Genomic DNA, 17591 nt, shown 5'->3' on the forward strand with positions numbered 1-17591 from the left:
CCGGCCCCGCTCTTCGGCCCGCACGGGTTGGACAGCCGGCTGGTACGGCCGATCTGATCTTTTCTCTGGTCTTTCCTCTGGCTTGATCGTCGGAGATTCCCTCCAGGTTTCGCCGGAGCCTCCTTGAGTTCGCATGAGCGCCGACGGTGCTTGCACCCGCGTGAAGCCGATCCCCCTTTCGGTGTGTGGGTGCCAACCCCCGAATGGAGCGTTTCTGATGAACACGATCATTCGTAAGAGCGTTCTTGGTGTTGCTGGTCTCGCGTTCGCCGGTGGCGTGTTCGCCGGTCCCGCGACCGCGCATGCAGCCCCGTCGGTGGAGTCGACGCCGGTGGCAGTTGCCGTGCAGGCCGACAAGCCCGACACGGGCAAGCTGATCCCGCACGGCGTGCAGGGCGCCCAGTCGCACGTCGACCTCTCGGATGAGCAGGTCGCCAACGTCAAGGCCATCATCGCGGCCACGAAGAAGGCCGGCATGGACGAGCGTGCCGCCGTGGTGTCGATCGCGACCGCCCTGCAGGAGTCGAAGCTGGAGAACCTGGGTCATCTGGGTGACCGCAACGACCATGACTCGCAGGGCCTGTTCCAGCAGCGCCCGTCCAGTGGGTGGGGCACGGTCGAGCAGATCACCGACCCGGAGTACTCGACGACGGCGTTCCTGAAGGGTCTGAAGCAGGTCGACGGGTGGCAGGACATGCCCCTGACGAAGGCCGCCCAGACGGTGCAGGTGTCGGCGTACCCCGACCACTACGCCCAGTGGGAGCAGCAGGCCGCCGACCTCGTGGCCGAGCACTGGAACAGCTGACACGCAGACTTTCCACCACAAGGGGGATCGCTGGCCGGCACCCGAACACGGGGTGCCGGCCAGCGGCACGTCCACCGCCGGCCATCGGCGAAAGGGCCAGGTCGTGTTTCAGATGTCAGCGTCGGTATGAGCAGCGCGGCTTCGCGCCAGCGGCCAGGAGTAGGCCGGCCGCCTGTGAATGATCGCCGCGTAGCGCCCAATCCAGTGGTGAGTAGCCGGTTCCTTGGCCTTCGCGCAGATTCGGGTCTGCACCGTGGACGAGGAGTAGGTGTACGACGGTGTTGTATCCCCAGGCCGCGGCAGCGCATAGGGGCGTTCCCTCCATGTCACCTCCGCTCTCGGTGTCGGGTACCGCGCCGGCTGCCAGGAGTACCCGCACGAGTTCAGCCGAGCCGTTGACGGATGCCTGATACAGCGGAGTGGTGCGGTCACGGTCGGGAACGTTGGGGTCCGCACCGGCGCGAAGGAGAGCGCTCACGGCTGCGGCGTCTTCGCGTCGCACTGCCTCCATCAGTCGCTTCGTGCGCTTCTTCCGCTGTCGCAGGTTCACGTGCCCAGCGTAGGTAGTGCGCCCAGGCACCGCGATCAACGAGTGGCCCTGAACCGGCTTATGAAACGCACGCTAGGCGTCAGGCGGACGGCGGCCGTAAGCCGCGGGCGGACTGGTGGGAAGCCAGAGCGGACGCTCCTACCGTTCGTCACCCCCACGTTTCCGTCAGGGCAGGCAGGAGCGGCGCGGCACAGGCGGGGATGGCGGCGCGGCGCATGCGGTGACGGCGGCGGGCAGCGTGGACAGTCGGGTCGCCGGTGCGCCGAGCGGCTCGATCCAGCCCGGGCCGGCGCCGTACACCCGGAACGCCGGGAAGTCGCGGGCGAAGCGCACCAGGCGGTACGCGCGGCCGGTGACCGGCGTCTGCGCCCAGAGCACGACGGTGCGCGGGCGGACCCGACGGGCGGCGCTGGCGAGCGCCGTCCACGGCAGTGCCGGCCCGAGCAGCAGGCTCCCCCGGGACCGCTCGCGCAGCGCGGCGGCCAGCGCGTGCAGGCCGAGGCAGTGCGTCTCCTGCTCCGCGCCGGCCAGCAGCACGCCGCCGGTGGGCAGCGGGCGGCCCGGTACGCGCCGGAACACGTCCAGGCCGACGCGGAGGCCCTCGGCGAGGGCGTGCTCGACGGCGACCTCGATGGCGGTGTGCCCGGGCAGCGCGGCCAGCATCGGCACGCAGACCTGTTCCCACAGCGCCGCCGCGCCCCACTCGTCGGCCACCTCGACGACGAGCGCGGCGACCCGGTTGGCGTCGAGGTCCTCGGCGGCCAGCGACAACTGCTTGCGCGCGGTCTCGACGGCCCCGACCGGCATGGGATCTGTCAGCACCAGACGTACCCCCGGGTAGACGTTCACTACCCGGGGGTTCGTCGGGAGGGCCGCGGATGGATGCGCCCGGGTGCGACTACCGGCGGCGGGATGCCGCCCAGCGCGTCGCCAGGGCGGCGGCGCTGCCCCAGATGCCGCGCCGGAACACCAGGACGACGAGGACGAAGATCCCGCCGGTGACCAGGCCGATCGCCTCGAACCCGGAGAACGACAGCCAGTCCTCCAGGCGGACCAGGATGCCCGCGCCGAGCACCCCGCCCCAGAGCGTGCCGATGCCGCCGAGCACCACCACGATGACCGCCTTGCCGGAGGTGGTCCAGTGCAGCACGTCGAGGGAGACGAAGCGGTGGCCGACGGCGAACAGCCCGCCGCCGAGCCCGGCGATGAAGCCCGACAGCACGAACGCGGTCAGCTTGTAGCGGTGCACGGGGTAGCCGAGCGCGCGGGCGCGGGCCGGGTTGTCGCGGATGCCGACCAGCACCCGCCCGAAGGGCGAGTGCACGATCCGCCAGGCGGCGGCCAGCCCGAGCAGCACGATCGGCAGGATCGCGTAGTAGAAGTAGTAGTCGTCGGTCAGGTCCAGCCCGAACAACTCGCGGGGCACGCCCTGGAGGCCGTTCTCGCCGCGGGTGACCGAGCGCCACTCGTTGGCGACGTAGTAGACCATCTGCGCGAACGCCAGGGTGACCATGGCGAAGTAGATGCCCGTCCGCTTCACCGCCAGGTAGCCGATCGGCACCGCGAGCACGGCCGCCGCGAGCGCCCCGGCCAGCACGGCCGCCGGGAACGGCAGGCCGAGGTGGATGGCCGTCAACCCGGTGACGTACGCGGAGGCACCCCAGAAGGCCGCGTGCCCGAAGGACATCAGCCCGGTGAAGCCGAGCAGCAGGTCCACGGCGACGGCGAACAACGCCCAGCAGAGGATGTCCACCGCCACCGCCGGGTAGAGCCCGTTGGGCAGCCAGAACGCCACCAGCAGCCCGACGGCGAGCAGCGCGTACCGGACCCAGCCGGGGGCCCGGGTCACGGCGACCAGCCCGGACCTCGGCGCCGGGCGACCGGCGTCGGTCTCGGTGTCGACGGTGCTCGTCATGCCGGTGCCTCCTCACGGCCGAACAGCCCGGCCGGGCGCCAGAGCAGCACGACGGCCATCACGATGAAGACGATCGTCTGCGACACGATCGGGAAGTCGGACAGGTACGCCTCGCCCCACGCCTGCACCAGGCCGATGCCGAAGCCGGCGGCGACGGACCCGAAGATCGAGCCCAGCCCGCCGATCACCACCACCGCGAAGACCACGATGATCAGGTCGGCGCCCATCAGCGGGTTCACGGCCCGCATCGGCGCGGCCAGCACCCCGGCCAGCCCGGCGAGGCCGATGCCGAAGCCGAAGACCGGGGTGACCCAGCGCCCCACGTCGATGCCGAACGCCCGGGTCAACTCGGGCCGCTCGGTCGACGCCCGGACCACCATGCCGATCCGGGTGCGGGTGAGCACCCACCAGACGACGGCGCAGACGGCGAGCGCGAAGCCGAGGATGAAGACGCGGTAGGTGGGGAAGTCGAAGAGCCCGAAGTCGACCGACCCGCTCAGCGCGGACGGGGTCTCGTACGGGCTGGACTGCACGCCGTAGCGGAGCTTCACCAGGTCCTGGAGGATGAGCGTCAGGCCGAAGGTGAGCAGGAAGTTGTAGAGCGGGTCGAGCCGGGTGAGCCGGTGGATGAAGGCCCGTTCCAGGGCCATGCCGACCAGGGCCAGCCCCACCGGCATGATCACCAACGCCGCCCAGAACGGCACGCCCGCCTCGGTGAGCAGGACGTACGCGCCGAACGCACCGAACATGTAGAACGCCCCGTGGGCGAAGTTCACGACCCGCAGCATCCCGAAGATGACCGCGAGCCCGAGGGCGAGCAGGGCGTAGAACGCCCCGCTCACCAACCCGTTGAACGTGTTCTGCAGGAAGCTGGTCATGCCCTGGTCACATCTTGCAGTCCGCCGACGGGGCGCGGAACGCCTCGGCGGCGGGGATGGTCTTGAGAACCTTGACGTAGTCCCACGGCTCACTGACCTCGGACTGCGGCTTCACCTGAGCGAGGTAGGCGTCGTGGATGACCCGGTGGTCCTCGGCGCGGAACTTGCCGTTGCGCAGGAAGACGTCGTTGACCTCCTTGCCCTCCAGCTCCTTGACGATCGCGTCGGCGTCGTCGGTGCCGGCGGCCTGCGCGGCCTCCAGGTACTGCGTCGCGGCGGAGTAGTTGGCCGCGTGCGCGAAGGACGGCCGGGTGCCGGTCTCCTTCTGGAACCGGTCGGCGAACTCGCGGTTCTGCTGGTCGGAGTTCCAGTACCAGGCGTCGGTGTAGGTGGTACCGGCGAGCGCGGCCGGGGTGAGCGAGTGGATGTCGGTGATGAACATCAGGCCGACCGCCAGCCCGACGCCCTTGTCGCGCAGCTTGAACTCGTTGTACTGCTTGACCACGTTGACCAGCTCCGCGCCGGCCTGCATGGTGCCGAGCACCTGCGGCTTCGGGTTGAGCGTCGGCGCCTTGAGCAGGAAGGTGGAGAAGTCGCCGCTGGTGTTCGGGAACGGTGCCCCGTCCTTGCCGACGACCTGCCCGCCGGCGGCGGTGATGGCGGTGGTGAAGCTCTTCTCCATGTCCTGGCCGAAGGCGTAGTTCGGGTAGAGGATGTACCAGTTCTTGCCAACCTGCTCGGTGGTGACCTTGCCCGTTCCGTTGGCCAGCATGTAGGTGTCGTACGCGTAGTGGAACGTGTACTTGTTGCAGCTCTTGCCGGTCAGGTCGGTGGTCGCGGCGCCGATGTTGAAGTAGAGCTTCTTCTTCTCCTTCGCCACGTCGGCCACCCGCAGCGCCGCCGACGAGGTGGGCACGTCGAGGATCAGGTCGACGCCCTGGCGGTCGTACATCTCCTGGGCCTTGCTGTTGGCGATGTCCGGCTTGTTCTGGTGGTCGGCGGTCTCCACGGTGATGTCGCCGGTCACCGCCTTGTCGCCGTGCTTCGCCTTGAAGTCGGCGATGGCCATCTCCACGGCCTTGACCGAGTTCTTGCCGGACAGCTCGGAGTACGCGCCGGACTGGTCGTTCAGCACGCCCAGCACGATCTTGCCCCCGGTCAGCTTCTGGTCGCCGCCCGACTGGGGACCACCGCCGCCGCAGCCCGCGACCAGCACCATCGCCGCCGCCGAAGCGGCGGCCACACCCACCGTCCTACGCATGCCCATCCCTCCACCCCGCGCGCCGCGCGGGTCGTCGAATCGGAATTCAGATGCCGAGGTACGACAGCAGCTCCCGTTCCCGGGAGCGCACCTCGGAGTTGTCCATCGCCTCCACGACGCGTCCCTCGGCCAGCAGGTAGTGCCGGTCGGCGACGCCGGTGGCGAAGTGCAGGTTCTGTTCGACCAGCAGCACGGTCACCCCGTGCCGTTTGGCCTCGCGCAGGAGGTCGCCGACCTGTTGCACGAGCAGCGGCGAGAGCCCCTCGGTCGGTTCGTCGCAGAGCAGCAGCCGGGCGCCCATCCGCAGCACCCGGGCCAGCGCGAGCATCTGCTGCTCGCCGCCGGAGAGCATGGTGGCGGCCGAGTCCCGCCGCTGGTGCAGGGCGGGGAACGCCTCGTACACGCGCTCCAGCGACCACGGGTCGGGCCCGACGGTCGGCGGCAGGGTGAGGTTCTCCGTCACGCTCAGCGTGGCGTAGCTGCCCCGGTCGTCGGGGACCCAGCCGAGCCCCAACCGCGCCCGCCGGTACGCGGCCAGCCTCCCGACGTCGCGCCCGTCCAGCTCGATCCGGCCGCGCTGGCCGGCGTGCAGGCCCATCACGCAGCGCAGCAGGGTGGACTTGCCGGCGCCGTTGCGCCCGACGAGGGTGACCACCTCGCCGGCGGCGACGTCCAGGCTGACCTCCCGCAGCACCTGCGCCTCGCCGTACCAGGCGGACAGGTTCTCAATGCGCAGCATCGGCGGCTCCCAGGTAGGCGGTGATCACGCGCTCGTCGGCGCGCACCTGCTCGTACGGGCCCTCGACGAGGACCTTGCCGGCCTGCAGGACGGTGACGGTGTCGGCGAGCCGCCCGACCACGCTCATGTTGTGCTCGACCAGCACCACCGTCCGGCCCCGCCGGACCCGCGAGACCAGCTCGACGGTGCGGTCGACGTCCTCCAGGCCCATCCCGGCGGTCGGCTCGTCGAGCAGCAGCACCTTCGGGTCCAGGGCGAGGGCGATGGCCAGCTCCAGCGCCCGCTTGCGCCCGTACGCCAGCGCCTCGGCGGGGGCCTCGGACAGCTCGGCCAGCCCGACCATGTCGAGCAGCTCGCCCGCCCGGTCGGTGTAGCGGCGCATCAGCTTCGCCGAGCGCCAGAACCGCCAGCCCAGCCCGCTCGGGCTCTGCAGCGCCAACTCGACGTGCTCCCGCGCGGAGAGCTGCGGGAAGAGGCTGGTGATCTGGAACGACCGGGCCACGCCGAGCCGGGCGACCCGCTCGGGGGGCAGCCCGGTCACGTCGCGGCCGGCCAGCTCGATGCGCCCGCCGCTGGGCCGCAGGAAGCCGGTGAGCAGGTTGAACAGGGTGGTCTTCCCGGCGCCGTTCGGGCCGACGAGCGCGTGGACGCTGTCCGCCGCGATGTCGAGGTCGACCCCGTCGACCGCCCGGAAACCCCGGAAGTCACGGGTCAGCCCGCGGGCCGACAGGAGCGCTTGCCCGGCCATCGCCTACTCCTTCGTAGGTCCGGCGACGACCGAATCGGTGACCGGGGTCACATGGCCGTCGTGTGCTGGAAACCTACGGCGATGCTGCGATGTCGAACTATGTCGATGGCAGCCACATTCCGGGACGCCCGACCGTGCGGGAACTCCACCCCGCCGCCCGGCCACCACGCCCGCCGGCATCGACGGCGGTGACTGTCGAGCCACGGCGTACCACGTCATGTGGGCGCGCCACGGCCGCGCCCCACCTGCGCTTCGCCTTGACCGGTGCTCCTAGGGTGATGGCCCCCACCCGCGAAAGGTGCCGAGCGAAATGCCCTTCGGCTTCACTGTTGCGATCATCTTCGCCGTCGGCCTGGCGATCTCCGGCCTGCTGGCGCTCGCCGCCTCGAAGGCGTCGACGAAGGGGACCGCCACCCTGGCTGCGGTCGCCTGCCTCGTCGGCGCGGTCGTGTTCACCATCGGTTCCAGCGCCCACTCCGTGCCGATCCGTTCGGTCGGCATCGTCACCAGCTTCGGCAAGCCGACGGGGAAGGTCACCGGCTCCGGCCTGAAGTGGGTGGCACCCTGGCAGAAGGTCGGCGAGTGGGACGCCGGCCGGCAGAAGTACGACCACATCGGCGGCGACCACTGCGTCCGGGTCCGCACCGGCACCCTCGCCGACGCCTGCGTCGAGGTGCTCGTCGAGTGGCAGGTCAAGCCGGAGAACGCGCCCAAGCAGTTCATGGACTACAAGGGCGACTTCGACAGCTTCCGGGGCCAGCGGGTGGGCGTGCAGCTCGACAGCGCCGTCAACGACGCCTTCGCCACCTACAACCCGCTGGAGAAGATCGACTCGAACACCGGCAGCCTGAACGTGGACCTGAAGCCCTTCGCCGAGAGCATCAAGACCAGCGCCGAGTCGCGGCTCGCCAGCGACGTCGACATCCTGTCGGTGACGATCACCCGGGTCAACCACGACGACAAGACCGAGGGCAACATCAAGGCCTTCCAGGACAAGCTCGCCCAGACCCGCAACCTGGAGCAGGACCGGAAGAACGCCGCCATCCAGAAGCAGATCACCGAGACCAACGCGAAGGTCGACAAGGTGTCGCGGTGCCTGGAGATCGCCGAGCGCAACGGCAGCAACCCCGGCCTCTGCATCAACCCCGGAATCGTCACCGGCGCCAAGTGACGGTCGGCCGGCGTCGACCCCGCCCTTGGCCGCGCCCCGGCTTCAGCCGGTGAGCGCGTCCAGGGCGAGGTCGACGTCGGCCGCCGTGGAATAGACGTGGAAGGACGCCCGCACCCGGCCGGCACGGACCGCCGCCCGGACGCCGGCCCGCTCCAGCCGCTCCGCCGCGCCCGGCACCTCCACCGCGACGATCGCGCTCTCCCCCGGCGGCCGGCCCAGCCCGGCGAGGAACCGGTTGGCCAGGGCGACGTCGTGCGCGCGCACGGCCGGCACGCCGATCTCGGCGAGCAGTTCCAGTGCGGGGGCCGTGCCGACCCAGCTGAACCACGCCGGCGAGATGTCGAACCGGCGCGCGTCGCCGGCCAGGCGCAGCGGCGGGCCGTAGTAGGAGGCGTGCGGGTCGTCCCCCGCGTACCAGCCGGCGGCGTCGGGGCGCAGCCGCTCCCGCAGCGCGGGCGCCAGGTAGGCGAACGCGGAGCCGCGCGGGGCCATCAGCCACTTGTACGCGCCGACCGCGACCAGGTCGGCGAGGCTCGCGTCGAACGGCAGCCAGCCGCACGCCTGGGTGGCGTCGACCGCGACGAACGCGCCGTGCGCCCGGGCCGCCGCGACCACCTCGGCGTACGGGGCGATCGCGCCGTCGGCCGACTGCACCAGGCTGAACGCGACCAGGTCGGTGTCGGCGTCGATCGCGTCGACGAGCCCGGCCAGCGGCACGGTGCGCACCCGCACGCCCCGCTCGACCTGCACCAGCCACGGGAAGAGGTTGGAGGTGAACTCGACCTCCGGCACCACGACGGTCGCGCCGGCGGGCAGGGCCGCGGCGACCGGGGCCAGCAGCTGCGAGACCGTGCTGCCGACCGCGACGTCGGCGACCGGCACCCCGACCAGGCCGGCGAAGGCGGCCCGCGACCGCTCGGTGGCCTGGCCCCAGCCCTCCCACGACGTGCGCCCGGCCCGCCAGTCGGTCAACGCCTCCTGCACCGCGTCCCACACCGGATCGGGCGGGAGCCCGAAGCTGGCGGTGTTCAGCCAACCCGGCTGCGGCTGCCACAACTTCTGCGCCTCTGCGATCTCCACCTCACCGACGCTAGCCACCCGCGCCGCGTACCGGGATGGCCAATCCCGCGCTCGCGGCCCCGGGTGCTGGTTCAGGTCGCCGCGCGCAGGGCGCGCAGACCCCGTCGCACCTCGTCGCGCCCCCGGTCGAGGTCCCAGGCGGCGATCTCGTGCAGCGGGTGGCGCTCGCGCAGGAGCCGGACCATTCCAGGCCGACGAGGTAGCCGCAGCGGCGCGGCAGGTCGCCCCGGTGGGCGCTGTCGCGCATGAGGAACCAGGCGGCATACCGGTCGAGGTCGGTGGCGTCCACGTCGGCGGCGATCCGGTGCAGGATCTCCGGCCAGCGGCGCCGGCAGTCGGCGAGCCACCGCCGGTGGGTGGCGCCCATCCAGAGGTACTCGTCGTCCGGCCGTCGCGGGTCCAGCTCGGCCGTCACATGGGTGGCCAGCCCCTCGGTGAGCAGCGCGTGGGCGACCCCGTGCTCCGGCCAGTCCCGGATGCGGGCCAGCCGGTCGTGCACCACGTGCGCCACCTCGTGCCGGACCAGCAGCTCGTCGTGCTCCGGCTCGCCGAGCCGCTCGACGGCGAGGAACAGGGCGAAGCGGCCCCGGAACTCGTCGGCCCAGCCGTTGGCCTGTTCCAGCCCGACCAGCAGGACGCAGTCGAGCGGATCCCCGTCGCCGGGCCAGCCCATCGCCCGACCCACCCCGGCGACGGTGGCGGGGAGCAACGCGGCGAGCCGCTCCGCGCGCGCGGCGAACACCGCCTCCCGCCCGTGCAGCCGCTCCAGGACACCTTCGAGGTCGTCCACCCCGGACCAGTCGCCCCGGCGGTCCAGCGCCGCGTACAGGTCGCGGTGGGGTGCCAGGTAGTGCGTCCGCCACAGCTCCGCCCACCGCTGCCGGGGGACGTGCGCGGCGCGGCTCGCGTACGCCAGGAAGTCCGGCACCAGGTCGCGGACCCGCAGCGGGCTCGCGACGGCCTCCCCCGGCGGGCACGGTCATGCCCGCGATCATGCCGCATCCGCCGCGCCCTGCTCGATCGTCAGTCGAGGCGGTCGGCGCGGTGGAGCAGGTACCGCCGCTCGACCTGGTTCGCCGTCAGGGCGGCCGCCTCGCGGTACCGCGTCGCCGCGCCTTGCGCGTCGCCGGTCGTCTCGAGCAGGTGGGCGCGCACCGCGCGTTCCCGTTGCCGGGTCAGCGGTTCCCGGTCGAGCCCGAAGCGCCGGTTGAGGTCGTCGAGCAGGGCCAGCCCCCGGGCCGGCCCGTAGGCCCGGGCCACCGCGACCACCCGGCTCAGCCGTACCGGCGCGGTGGGGTGCAGTCGTTCGAGCCACAGGTAGAGCGCCGCGATCTGCGGCCAGTCGGTGTTCTCCGGCGACCCGGCGCCGGCGTGCACGGCCGCGATCGCCGCCTGCAACTGGTAGGGGCCCACCTCACGCCGGTTCCAGACGCTGTCGATCAGCGCGGTGCCCTCCCGGATGAGGTCGGGGTTCCACCGGGTCCGGTCCTGCTCGTCCAGCGGCACCAGCTCGTCGTCACGACCGGTGCGGGCCGCGCGCCGCGACTCGGTGAGCAGCATCAGCGCGAGCAGGCCGGCGGCCTCGGCGTCGTCAGGCAGGCTGGCGTGGAGCATCCGGGCCAGCCGGATCGCCTCGCGGGTCAGGTCCACGCGGGCGAGTTCGGCCCCGGCGGAGGCCGTGTAGCCCTCGTTGAAGATCAGGTAGAGAACCCGCGTCACCGCGGTCACCCGGTCGTGCCGGTCGGCGTCGGTCGGCGGGGTGAAGCGGGCGCCGGCACGGGCAAGTTGCTGTTTGGCGCGGCTGATCCGGGTGCCCATGGTGCCCTCGGTCGTCCCGTGGGCGTGTGCGATCTCGGCGGTCGTCAGACCCCCCACCGCGCGCAGCGTGAGCGCCACCTGGGAGCTGCTGCTCAGCGCCGGGTGGCAGCAGAGCAGCAGCAGGGTGAGGCTGTCGTCGGTCTCCGGCGGAGGGGAGGCCAGCCGGGCGGGTTCCCGCATGGCCAGTTCGGCTGTTCCGGCTTCCCGCTCGCGTCGGCGCCGGGCCCCCTCGGAGCGGAGCAGGTCGACCATCCGCCGGTAGCCGATCCGGATCAGCCAGCTGCGCGGGTTCTCCGGCACGCCGTCGACCGGCCACGCCCGGCTCGCGGCGAGCAGTGCCTCCTGCACCGCGTCCTCGGCCACGTCGAAGTGACCGAAGCGCCGCACCAGCGCGCCGAGCACCTGCGGCGCCTCGGTACGCAGCAGGTGCTCGACGTCCGTGGGCAAGCCGGCGGCCCCCTTCGTACCCGCGCCCGGGCCTCCGCCCGCAACGGGTGCGGGCCGGCGCGGATGGGTCATGCCGTGAAGTCCTCGCCCATGATCGGCCGGATCTCGATGGGCTCACCCAGCGCCTCGACGATCCGCGAGGCGATCTCGACGGCCCGTTCCCGACTCGCCACGTCGATCACGGCGAAGCTGGCCAGGACCTCCTTCAGCTCGGCGAACGGCCCGTCGGTGGCGACCACACCGGCCGGGGTCGGGCGTACGGTGGCGCTGACCACGGGGTGGCCGAGGCCCTCGCTGCCGACGAGCTCGCCGGTCTCGGTCAGCTCCCGCTCGAACCTCTGGTACGCGGCGAACGCGGCCATCGCCTCCTCGGACGGGACGTCGGCGGTCGCGCCGTCCCAGGCGGCGGCCGGCGTGTAACTGAGCAGCAGGTATTTCACGGGTTCTCTTCCTGGTCGGGCCTGGATCGACGGTACGTGGGGTCAGGCGGGACGGCGCAGGGACAGGGCGAGGACTGTCGTCCAGGTGAAGGCGACGAGTCCGTTCACGGCGATCTGGATGCTCATCCGGTCCGGCGACATGGGCAGCAGCAGGACGAGCGCGGCGAGGCCGCTCAGCACGGCCGGCAGCACGGCTCGGCGGCGCCCGCACCGCACGGCCAGCACGGTGGCGGCGACGGCCAGCGCGGTGAAGGCGACGGTGGCCGAGGCCGAGTGCGCGACGCTGTGCCAGGACATCCGGTCGACCGGCCCGTCGGGGGTACCGGCCGGGAAGCCGTTCTCCGGGTCCATGGTGAACAGGCCGGCGGCGACCAGGCCGGCGCCGAAGGTCCCGACGAGGATCGGCAGCGCGCGCCGGCCGACCCCTTCGGTGAGGGTGCGGCTGATCCCGGCTGCCAGCGCCAGCCCGCCGAGGCCGGCGAGGACGAACGTCGTGATCTGGATCCAGCCGAGGCTGCCGGTGGCGAGCTGGCTGATCGGGTGCCGGGTGATGTCGAAGCCCTCCCGGGTCAGCATCTGGGCGGTGGCCGAGGCGAAGAAGACCGGTCCGGCGAGGGCGCCGGCGAGCAACAGGCGGGCGGGTGAGCGGCGGACGGCGGGGGCGGCGAGGGTGGCCATGGGTTCCTCCCTGGTGGGTTCCTGCCGCTACCTCGTGGCCGGTCCAGGGATCTCGACACGACCATGCGGTGATCGGGGTCACATCAGGCGCGTGTCGAGACCTGCCGGCCGCCTCCGAGGTACCGGCAACGACCCATCAAGGAGGACGAGATGTCTGAAACCCATCAGCCGAGCGCCGACCTGACGGCCCTGGACCGCCTGGTCGGCACCTGGACGGTCACCGGCGGGGCCGAGGGAACCGTGACGTACGAATGGATGGAGGGCCGGTTCTTCCTGCTCCAGCGCGTCGCGCTCACCCAGTTCGGCCAGCCCGTCACCGGCCTGGAGGTGATCGGCAACCTGCGCCCGTTCGGCGAGCCGGTGAGCGCGGACGTGGTGTCGCGGTTCTACGACTCGACCGGCAACACCCTCGACTACGTCTACGAGCTGACCGGCGACAAGCTGACGATCTGGGGCGGCGCGAAGGGCAGCCCGGCGTACTACCAGGGCACGTTCAGCGCCGACGACACCACGGTCACCGGCGAGTGGGTCTACCCCGGCGGGGGCGGCTACCCGTCGACCATGACCCGGGTCTGACCCCGGCCCACCCCGCCGGCCAGGCTGGCCGGCGGGGTGGCGGCGTCAGCTGACGTTGGCGGGGCCGAGGACGCTCTTCAGGTCGCCCATCAGCGCGGTGGTGGCCGCCACCCGGAACGGCCCCAGCCGCAGGGTGGTGGTCCGGCCGCCGTTGAGCAGCTTGACGTGCACCTCGGTGTCGCCCGGATGCAGCACCAGGGTCTCCTTGAGCCGCTCCACCAGCGGCGGGGTGCACCGGTGCACCGGGATTGTCAGGGTGATCGGCTTGCTCCCCGGGGTGCTGCTGACGTCCGGCATGGACATGTCCATCGCCATGATCCGGGGCGTGTCGTCGCGCCGGTCCACCCGCCCCTTGACCACCACGATGGCGTCCTCGGCGATGTACTGCCCGATCACCTCGTAGGTGTTGGGGAAGAAGAGGGCCTCCACGCCGCCGGCGAGGTCCTCCAGGGTGGCCGACGCCCAGGCCCGGCCCTGCTTGGTGACGCGCCGCTGCACCCCGGAGAGGATGCCGGCGAGGGTCACCACGGCCCCGTCCGGGACGGTGCCCTCCTCGGACAGGGAGGCGATGGTGCAGTCCGCCGCCGCGCCGAGGACGTGCTCCAGGCCGAAGAGCGGGTGGTCGGAGACGTAGAGGCCGAGCATCTCGCGTTCGAAGGCGAGCTTGTCGCGCTTGTCCCACTCCCCGTCGCCGATGACCGGCATCACCGTGGTGCTGTTGGTCTCCGCGTCGCCGAACCCGGCGCCGAAGAGGTCGTACTGGCCGACGGCCTCCTTGCGCTTGACGTCGGCGTACGCGTCGATCGCCTCCGCGTGCACCGTGAGCAGCGCCTTGCGGGAGTGCCCGAGCACGTCGAACGCCCCGGCCTTGATCAGCGATTCGATGGTCTTCTTGTTGCAGACCACGGCGTCGACCTTCGACAGGAAGTCGTAGAAGTCGGCGTACTCGCCCTTCTCGTCCCGGCAGCGCATGATCGCGGCGACGACGTTGGCGCCGACGTTGCGCACCGCGCCGAGGCCGAACCGGATCTCCTTGCCGACCGGCGTGAACGGCCCCGCGGAGGTGTTCACGTCCGGCGGCAGCACCTGGATGCGCATCCGGCGGCACTCCGAGAGGTAGAGCGCCATCTTGTCCTTGTCGTCGCCGACGGACGTGAGCAGCGCGGCCATGTACTCGGCCGGATAGTGCGCCTTCAGGTACGCGGTCCAGTACGACACCAGCCCGTACGCCGCCGAGTGCGCCTTGTTGAAGGCGTAGCCGGCGAACGGGACCAGCACGTCCCAGACCTTCTGGATCGCCTCGTCCGAGTAGCCCCGCTCCCGGCAGCCGTCCCGGAAGGGGATGAACTCCTTGTCGAGGATCTCCTTCTTCTTCTTGCCCATCGCGCGGCGCAGCAGGTCGGCCTGGCCGAGGGTGTAGCCGGCGAGGATCTGCGCGGCGCGCTGCACCTGCTCCTGGTAGACGATCAGGCCGTAGGTGGGCGCGAGGATCTCGCGCAGCGGTTCCTCCAGCTCCGGGTGGATCGGGGTGATCTCCTGGAGGTTGTTCTTGCGCAGCGCGTAGTTGGTGTGCGAATCGACGCCCATCGGGCCGGGCCGGTAGAGCGCGAGGACGGCGGAGATGTCCTCGAAGTTGTCCGGCTTCATCATCCGCAGCAGGGAGCGCATCGGCCCGCCGTCGAGCTGGAACACGCCCAGGGTGTCGCCCCGGGCCAGCAGCTCGTACGCGGGCCTGTCGTCCAGCGGCAACGCCAGCAGGTCCAGCTCCCTGCCGTGGTTGAGCTGGATGTTCTTCACCGCGTCGTCGATGATCGTCAGGTTGCGCAGGCCGAGGAAGTCCATCTTCAACAGCCCGAGCGACTCGCACGTCGGGTAGTCGAACTGGGTGATGATGACCCCGTCGGAGTCCCGGCGCATCAGCGGGATGTGGTCGATGATCGGCTCGGCGGACATGATGACGCCGGCGGCGTGCACGCCGGTCTGCCGGATCAGCCCCTCGATGCCCCGGGCGGTGTCGATGACCTTCTTGACGTCCGACTCCGCCTCGTACATGCCCCGGAGCTCGCCGGCCTCGGCGTAGCGGGGATGCTTGGGGTCGAAGATGCCCTCCAGGGGGATGTCCTTGCCCATCACCGCCGGGGGCATCGCCTTGGTGATCCGGTCGCCCACCGCGTACGGGTAGCCGAGCACCCGGGCCGAGTCCTTGATCGCGGCCTTCGCCTTGATCGTGCCGAAGGTGGCGATCTGCGCGACCTTGTCCTCGCCCCACTTGTCGGTGACGTACTTGATCACCTCGCCGCGCCGGCGCTCGTCGAAGTCGATGTCGACATCCGGCATGGAGACGCGCTCGGGGTTGAGGAAGCGCTCGAAGATCAGGCCGTGCTGGATCGGGTCGAGGTCGGTGATGCCCAGCGCGTACGCGACCAGCGAGCCGGCGGCCGAGCCACGGCCCGGGCCCACGGCGATGCCCTGGTTCTTGGCCCACTGGATGAAGTCGGCGACCACGAGGAAGTACGACGGGAAGCCCATCTGGATGATGACGCCCAGCTCGTACTCGGCCTGCCTGACGTGCCCCTCGGGAATGCCGCCGGGGTAGCGCCGCTCCAGCCCGGCGAAGGTCTCCTTGCGGAACCAGGACTCCTCGGTCTCCCCCTCCGGGACCGGGAAGCGCGGCATCAGGTTGTGGAACTCGAACATCCCCGCGGGGTCGACCTTCTCGGCCACCAGCAGGGTGTTGCGGCAGCCCTCCAGCCAGAAATCGGAGTTGTCGACGGCGCGCATCTCGTCGGCGGACTTGATGTAGTAGCCGCTGCCGTCGAACCGGAACCGGTTCGGGTCGGCGACGTTCGCCGCCGTCTGCACGCAGAGCAGCACGTCGTGCGCCTCGGCCTGCGACTCGTGCGTGTAGTGCGAGTCGTTCGTGACCACCGGCGGGATGTCGAGCTTGCGGGAGATGTCGTGCAGCTCCTGGCGGACCCGGCTCTCGATGCTGATGCCGTGGTCCATGACCTCCAGGAAGTAGTTCTCCTTGCCGAAGATCTCCTGGTACCGCGCGGCAGCCTTGAGCGCCTCGTCGTACTGGCCCAGGCGCAGCCTGGTCTGCACCTCGCCGGAGGGGCAGCCGGTGGTGGCCATCAGCCCGTCGGCGTTGGCGGCGAGCAGCTCCGCGTCCATCCGCGGCCACTTGACGAAGAACCCCTCGGTGTACGACCGGCTGGTGAGCTTGAAGAGGTTGTGCAGGCCGGTCTTGTTCTTCGCCCAGATGGTCATGTGGGTGTAGCCGCCGCTGCCGGAGACGTCGTCGCTCTTCTGCTCCGGGCGGCCCCACTTCACCCGCTGCTTGTGGAACCGCGACTCGGGCGCCACGTACGCCTCGATGCCGAGGATCGGGGTGACGCCGGCGGCCATCGCCTGCTTGTAGAAGTCGTTCGCGCCGTGCATGTTGCCGTGGTCGGTCATCGCCACCGCCGGCATGCCCTGCCGCTTGACCTCGGCGAAGAGGTCCTTCAGCCGGGCCGCCCCGTCGAGCATCGAGTACTCCGTGTGCACGTGCAGATGCGCGAACGAATCGCCCATGCGTGGCGCCCCCCCGGGTCGGTTCATGGGATGGTCGAGCTCGGACGGCCTACCCTATCGCCGCCGGGAAACGCGGCTCCAGACGCCGCGCGGACAGGGCCGGGCCGGGTGGCGCGCGTCTCTTCCGACGGCCCCGCCCCGCGCGGGCGGCCGACGCTCGGCGGGGCCCACGACGGCCTCCGGCAGTCGGTTCCCGGACTCGGGGCGCCCCGATCGGCGGCGGCGGCCGTAGCCTGGGCGGACGGTATCCGGCGAGCATTGGACGACCTGATGCCCCTCCCGGACGGTGTCGAGGAGCTGGTCGAGTCGGCGGCGCGCGGCGATCCCGCGGCGCTCGACGCGCTGCTGGTCGCGGTCCGCCCGGAGGTGCTGCGGCTCTGTGCCCGCCTGCTGCCGAACCGGGAGGACGCCGAGGAGGCGTGCCAGGACGCGCTGCTCGCGCTGGCCCGGGGCGTCGGCCGGTTCGAGGGCCGCTCGTCGTTCCACACCTGGCTGTACCGGCTGACGGCCAACCGGGCCCGCTCGACGTACCGGGTGCTGCGGCGGCGCTGGCTGGTGGAGGCCGGCGGCGTGCCGCTGCCGGAGCCGGTGGACCCGCGCCGGACGAGCGTGGTCGCCGGCACCCGGCTGGACCTGCTCGACGCGCTCGACGCGCTGCGCCCCGAACTCGCCGAGGCGGTGACCCTGCGCGACGTCCTGGGGCTGGGCTACCGGGAGATCGCCGGCCTGCTCGGCGTGCCCGAGGGCACCGTCAAGTCGCGGATCCACGAGGCCCGCCGGCAGCTGCGGCACCGGCTCTCCGGCGAGCCCGCCGCCGGCGAGGGCCGGCGGTGACGGGCCGCCGCCGGGGCGCGCCGCGCGGCTCCGGCGACGCACGGTTCTCCGCGGCGCGGTTCGCCAGGATCGCGG

Annotated in this window: 17 protein-coding genes; 4 read left to right on the plus strand and 13 right to left on the minus strand. The window is 71.6% G+C overall.

Features of this window, described 5'->3' with window-relative positions:
- Positions 1–217: 217 nt before the first annotated feature.
- Positions 218–805, plus strand: coding sequence for a hypothetical protein (locus F6X68_RS19265; RefSeq protein WP_151455602.1), 588 nt, complete (start codon positions 218–220; stop codon positions 803–805).
- Positions 806–920: 115 nt separating this feature from the next.
- Here F6X68_RS19265 and F6X68_RS19270 read toward each other — a convergent pair whose 3' ends face one another.
- The 7 genes from F6X68_RS19270 to F6X68_RS19300 form a co-directional block, all read right to left on the minus strand.
- Complete coding sequence (locus F6X68_RS19270) at positions 921–1316, minus strand: ankyrin repeat domain-containing protein (protein ID WP_225852307.1); 396 nt, start codon at positions 1314–1316, stop codon at positions 921–923.
- A gap of 204 nt (positions 1317–1520) precedes the next feature.
- On the minus strand, positions 1521–2177 hold the full coding sequence (locus tag F6X68_RS19275; RefSeq protein WP_225852304.1) for a transcriptional regulator: 657 nt from the start codon (positions 2175–2177) through the stop codon (positions 1521–1523).
- 76 nt (positions 2178–2253) lie between these two features.
- Positions 2254–3270: a branched-chain amino acid ABC transporter permease gene (locus F6X68_RS19280; RefSeq protein ID WP_121395353.1), complete on the minus strand. Its 1017-nt coding sequence runs from the start codon at positions 3268–3270 to the stop codon at positions 2254–2256.
- The gene (locus tag F6X68_RS19285; RefSeq protein ID WP_151455604.1) at positions 3267–4148 is read right to left on the minus strand and encodes a branched-chain amino acid ABC transporter permease; all 882 of its coding nucleotides are present in this window, start codon (positions 4146–4148) and stop codon (positions 3267–3269) included. Before F6X68_RS19285 ends, F6X68_RS19280 begins: the two co-directional genes overlap by 4 nt.
- 7 nt (positions 4149–4155) lie before the next feature.
- A complete protein-coding gene (locus tag F6X68_RS19290; RefSeq protein WP_151455605.1) occupies positions 4156–5415 on the minus strand; it encodes an ABC transporter substrate-binding protein in 1260 nt (419 codons plus the stop codon).
- A 40-nt stretch (positions 5416–5455) separates the two neighbouring features.
- The gene (locus F6X68_RS19295) at positions 5456–6148 is read right to left on the minus strand and encodes an ABC transporter ATP-binding protein (protein WP_151455606.1); all 693 of its coding nucleotides are present in this window, start codon (positions 6146–6148) and stop codon (positions 5456–5458) included.
- Positions 6135–6896: an ABC transporter ATP-binding protein gene (locus tag F6X68_RS19300; RefSeq protein WP_151455607.1), complete on the minus strand. Its 762-nt coding sequence runs from the start codon at positions 6894–6896 to the stop codon at positions 6135–6137. Before F6X68_RS19300 ends, F6X68_RS19295 begins: the two co-directional genes overlap by 14 nt.
- A 310-nt stretch (positions 6897–7206) precedes the next feature.
- On the opposite strand from F6X68_RS19300, the gene F6X68_RS19305 reads away from it, so the two are divergent.
- On the plus strand, positions 7207–8067 hold the full coding sequence (locus F6X68_RS19305) for an SPFH domain-containing protein (RefSeq protein WP_151455608.1): 861 nt from the start codon (positions 7207–7209) through the stop codon (positions 8065–8067).
- A gap of 42 nt (positions 8068–8109) precedes the next feature.
- Here the strand turns inward: F6X68_RS19305 and F6X68_RS19310 are convergent, their stop codons facing one another.
- The 5 genes from F6X68_RS19310 to F6X68_RS19330 all read right to left on the minus strand — a co-directional run bounded on the left by F6X68_RS19310 (position 8110) and on the right by F6X68_RS19330 (position 12530).
- Positions 8110–9147: an aminotransferase class V-fold PLP-dependent enzyme gene (locus tag F6X68_RS19310; protein WP_151455609.1), complete on the minus strand. Its 1038-nt coding sequence runs from the start codon at positions 9145–9147 to the stop codon at positions 8110–8112.
- Between the two features lie 10 nt (positions 9148–9157).
- Positions 9158–10075: a hypothetical protein gene (locus F6X68_RS19315; RefSeq protein ID WP_225852305.1), complete on the minus strand. Its 918-nt coding sequence runs from the start codon at positions 10073–10075 to the stop codon at positions 9158–9160.
- A gap of 95 nt (positions 10076–10170) precedes the next feature.
- On the minus strand, positions 10171–11412 hold the full coding sequence (locus tag F6X68_RS19320; RefSeq protein ID WP_225852306.1) for an RNA polymerase sigma factor: 1242 nt from the start codon (positions 11410–11412) through the stop codon (positions 10171–10173).
- Between the two features lie 68 nt (positions 11413–11480).
- Complete coding sequence (locus F6X68_RS19325) at positions 11481–11852, minus strand: YciI family protein (protein ID WP_151455611.1); 372 nt, start codon at positions 11850–11852, stop codon at positions 11481–11483.
- Positions 11853–11894: 42 nt separating this feature from the next.
- Positions 11895–12530: a DUF998 domain-containing protein gene (locus F6X68_RS19330; RefSeq protein ID WP_151455612.1), complete on the minus strand. Its 636-nt coding sequence runs from the start codon at positions 12528–12530 to the stop codon at positions 11895–11897.
- Positions 12531–12680: 150 nt separating this feature from the next.
- Here F6X68_RS19330 and F6X68_RS19335 point away from each other — a divergent pair, with 150 nt between their 5' ends.
- Positions 12681–13106, plus strand: a complete 426-nt coding sequence (locus tag F6X68_RS19335) for a DUF1579 domain-containing protein (protein ID WP_151455613.1) — start codon at positions 12681–12683, stop codon at positions 13104–13106.
- Between the two features lie 45 nt (positions 13107–13151).
- Here the strand turns inward: F6X68_RS19335 and dnaE are convergent, their stop codons facing one another.
- Positions 13152–16682, minus strand: a complete 3531-nt coding sequence (dnaE, locus tag F6X68_RS19340) for a DNA polymerase III subunit alpha (protein WP_151455614.1) — start codon at positions 16680–16682, stop codon at positions 13152–13154.
- A gap of 270 nt (positions 16683–16952) precedes the next feature.
- Here dnaE and F6X68_RS19345 point away from each other — a divergent pair, with 270 nt between their 5' ends.
- Positions 16953–17516: an RNA polymerase sigma factor gene (locus F6X68_RS19345; protein ID WP_151455615.1), complete on the plus strand. Its 564-nt coding sequence runs from the start codon at positions 16953–16955 to the stop codon at positions 17514–17516.
- The last annotated feature ends 75 nt before the right edge of the window (positions 17517–17591 follow it).

Origin of the sequence: Micromonospora sp. AMSO12t (genome assembly GCF_008806585.1) — a bacterium.
In the GTDB taxonomy this organism is placed as follows: Bacteria; Actinomycetota; Actinomycetes; order Mycobacteriales; family Micromonosporaceae; genus Micromonospora; species Micromonospora reichwaldensis.

What these genes read in the sequence shown, in the direction of transcription:
- F6X68_RS19280 (WP_121395353.1), bottom strand. Translation starts at nt 3,270, where the DNA reads ATGACGAGCACCGTCGACACCGAGACCGACGCCGGTCGCCCGGCGCCG.
- dnaE (WP_151455614.1), bottom strand. Translation starts at nt 16,682, where the DNA reads ATGGGCGATTCGTTCGCGCATCTGCACGTGCACACGGAGTACTCGATG.
- F6X68_RS19305 (WP_151455608.1), top strand. Translation starts at nt 7,207, where the DNA reads ATGCCCTTCGGCTTCACTGTTGCGATCATCTTCGCCGTCGGCCTGGCG.
- F6X68_RS19295 (WP_151455606.1), bottom strand. Translation starts at nt 6,148, where the DNA reads ATGCTGCGCATTGAGAACCTGTCCGCCTGGTACGGCGAGGCGCAGGTG.
- F6X68_RS19330 (WP_151455612.1), bottom strand. Translation starts at nt 12,530, where the DNA reads ATGGCCACCCTCGCCGCCCCCGCCGTCCGCCGCTCACCCGCCCGCCTG.
- F6X68_RS19265 (WP_151455602.1), top strand. Translation starts at nt 218, where the DNA reads ATGAACACGATCATTCGTAAGAGCGTTCTTGGTGTTGCTGGTCTCGCG.
- F6X68_RS19335 (WP_151455613.1), top strand. Translation starts at nt 12,681, where the DNA reads ATGTCTGAAACCCATCAGCCGAGCGCCGACCTGACGGCCCTGGACCGC.
- F6X68_RS19345 (WP_151455615.1), top strand. Translation starts at nt 16,953, where the DNA reads ATGCCCCTCCCGGACGGTGTCGAGGAGCTGGTCGAGTCGGCGGCGCGC.
- F6X68_RS19290 (WP_151455605.1), bottom strand. Translation starts at nt 5,415, where the DNA reads ATGGGCATGCGTAGGACGGTGGGTGTGGCCGCCGCTTCGGCGGCGGCG.
- F6X68_RS19300 (WP_151455607.1), bottom strand. Translation starts at nt 6,896, where the DNA reads ATGGCCGGGCAAGCGCTCCTGTCGGCCCGCGGGCTGACCCGTGACTTC.
- F6X68_RS19270 (WP_225852307.1), bottom strand. Translation starts at nt 1,316, where the DNA reads ATGGAGGCAGTGCGACGCGAAGACGCCGCAGCCGTGAGCGCTCTCCTT.
- F6X68_RS19285 (WP_151455604.1), bottom strand. Translation starts at nt 4,148, where the DNA reads ATGACCAGCTTCCTGCAGAACACGTTCAACGGGTTGGTGAGCGGGGCG.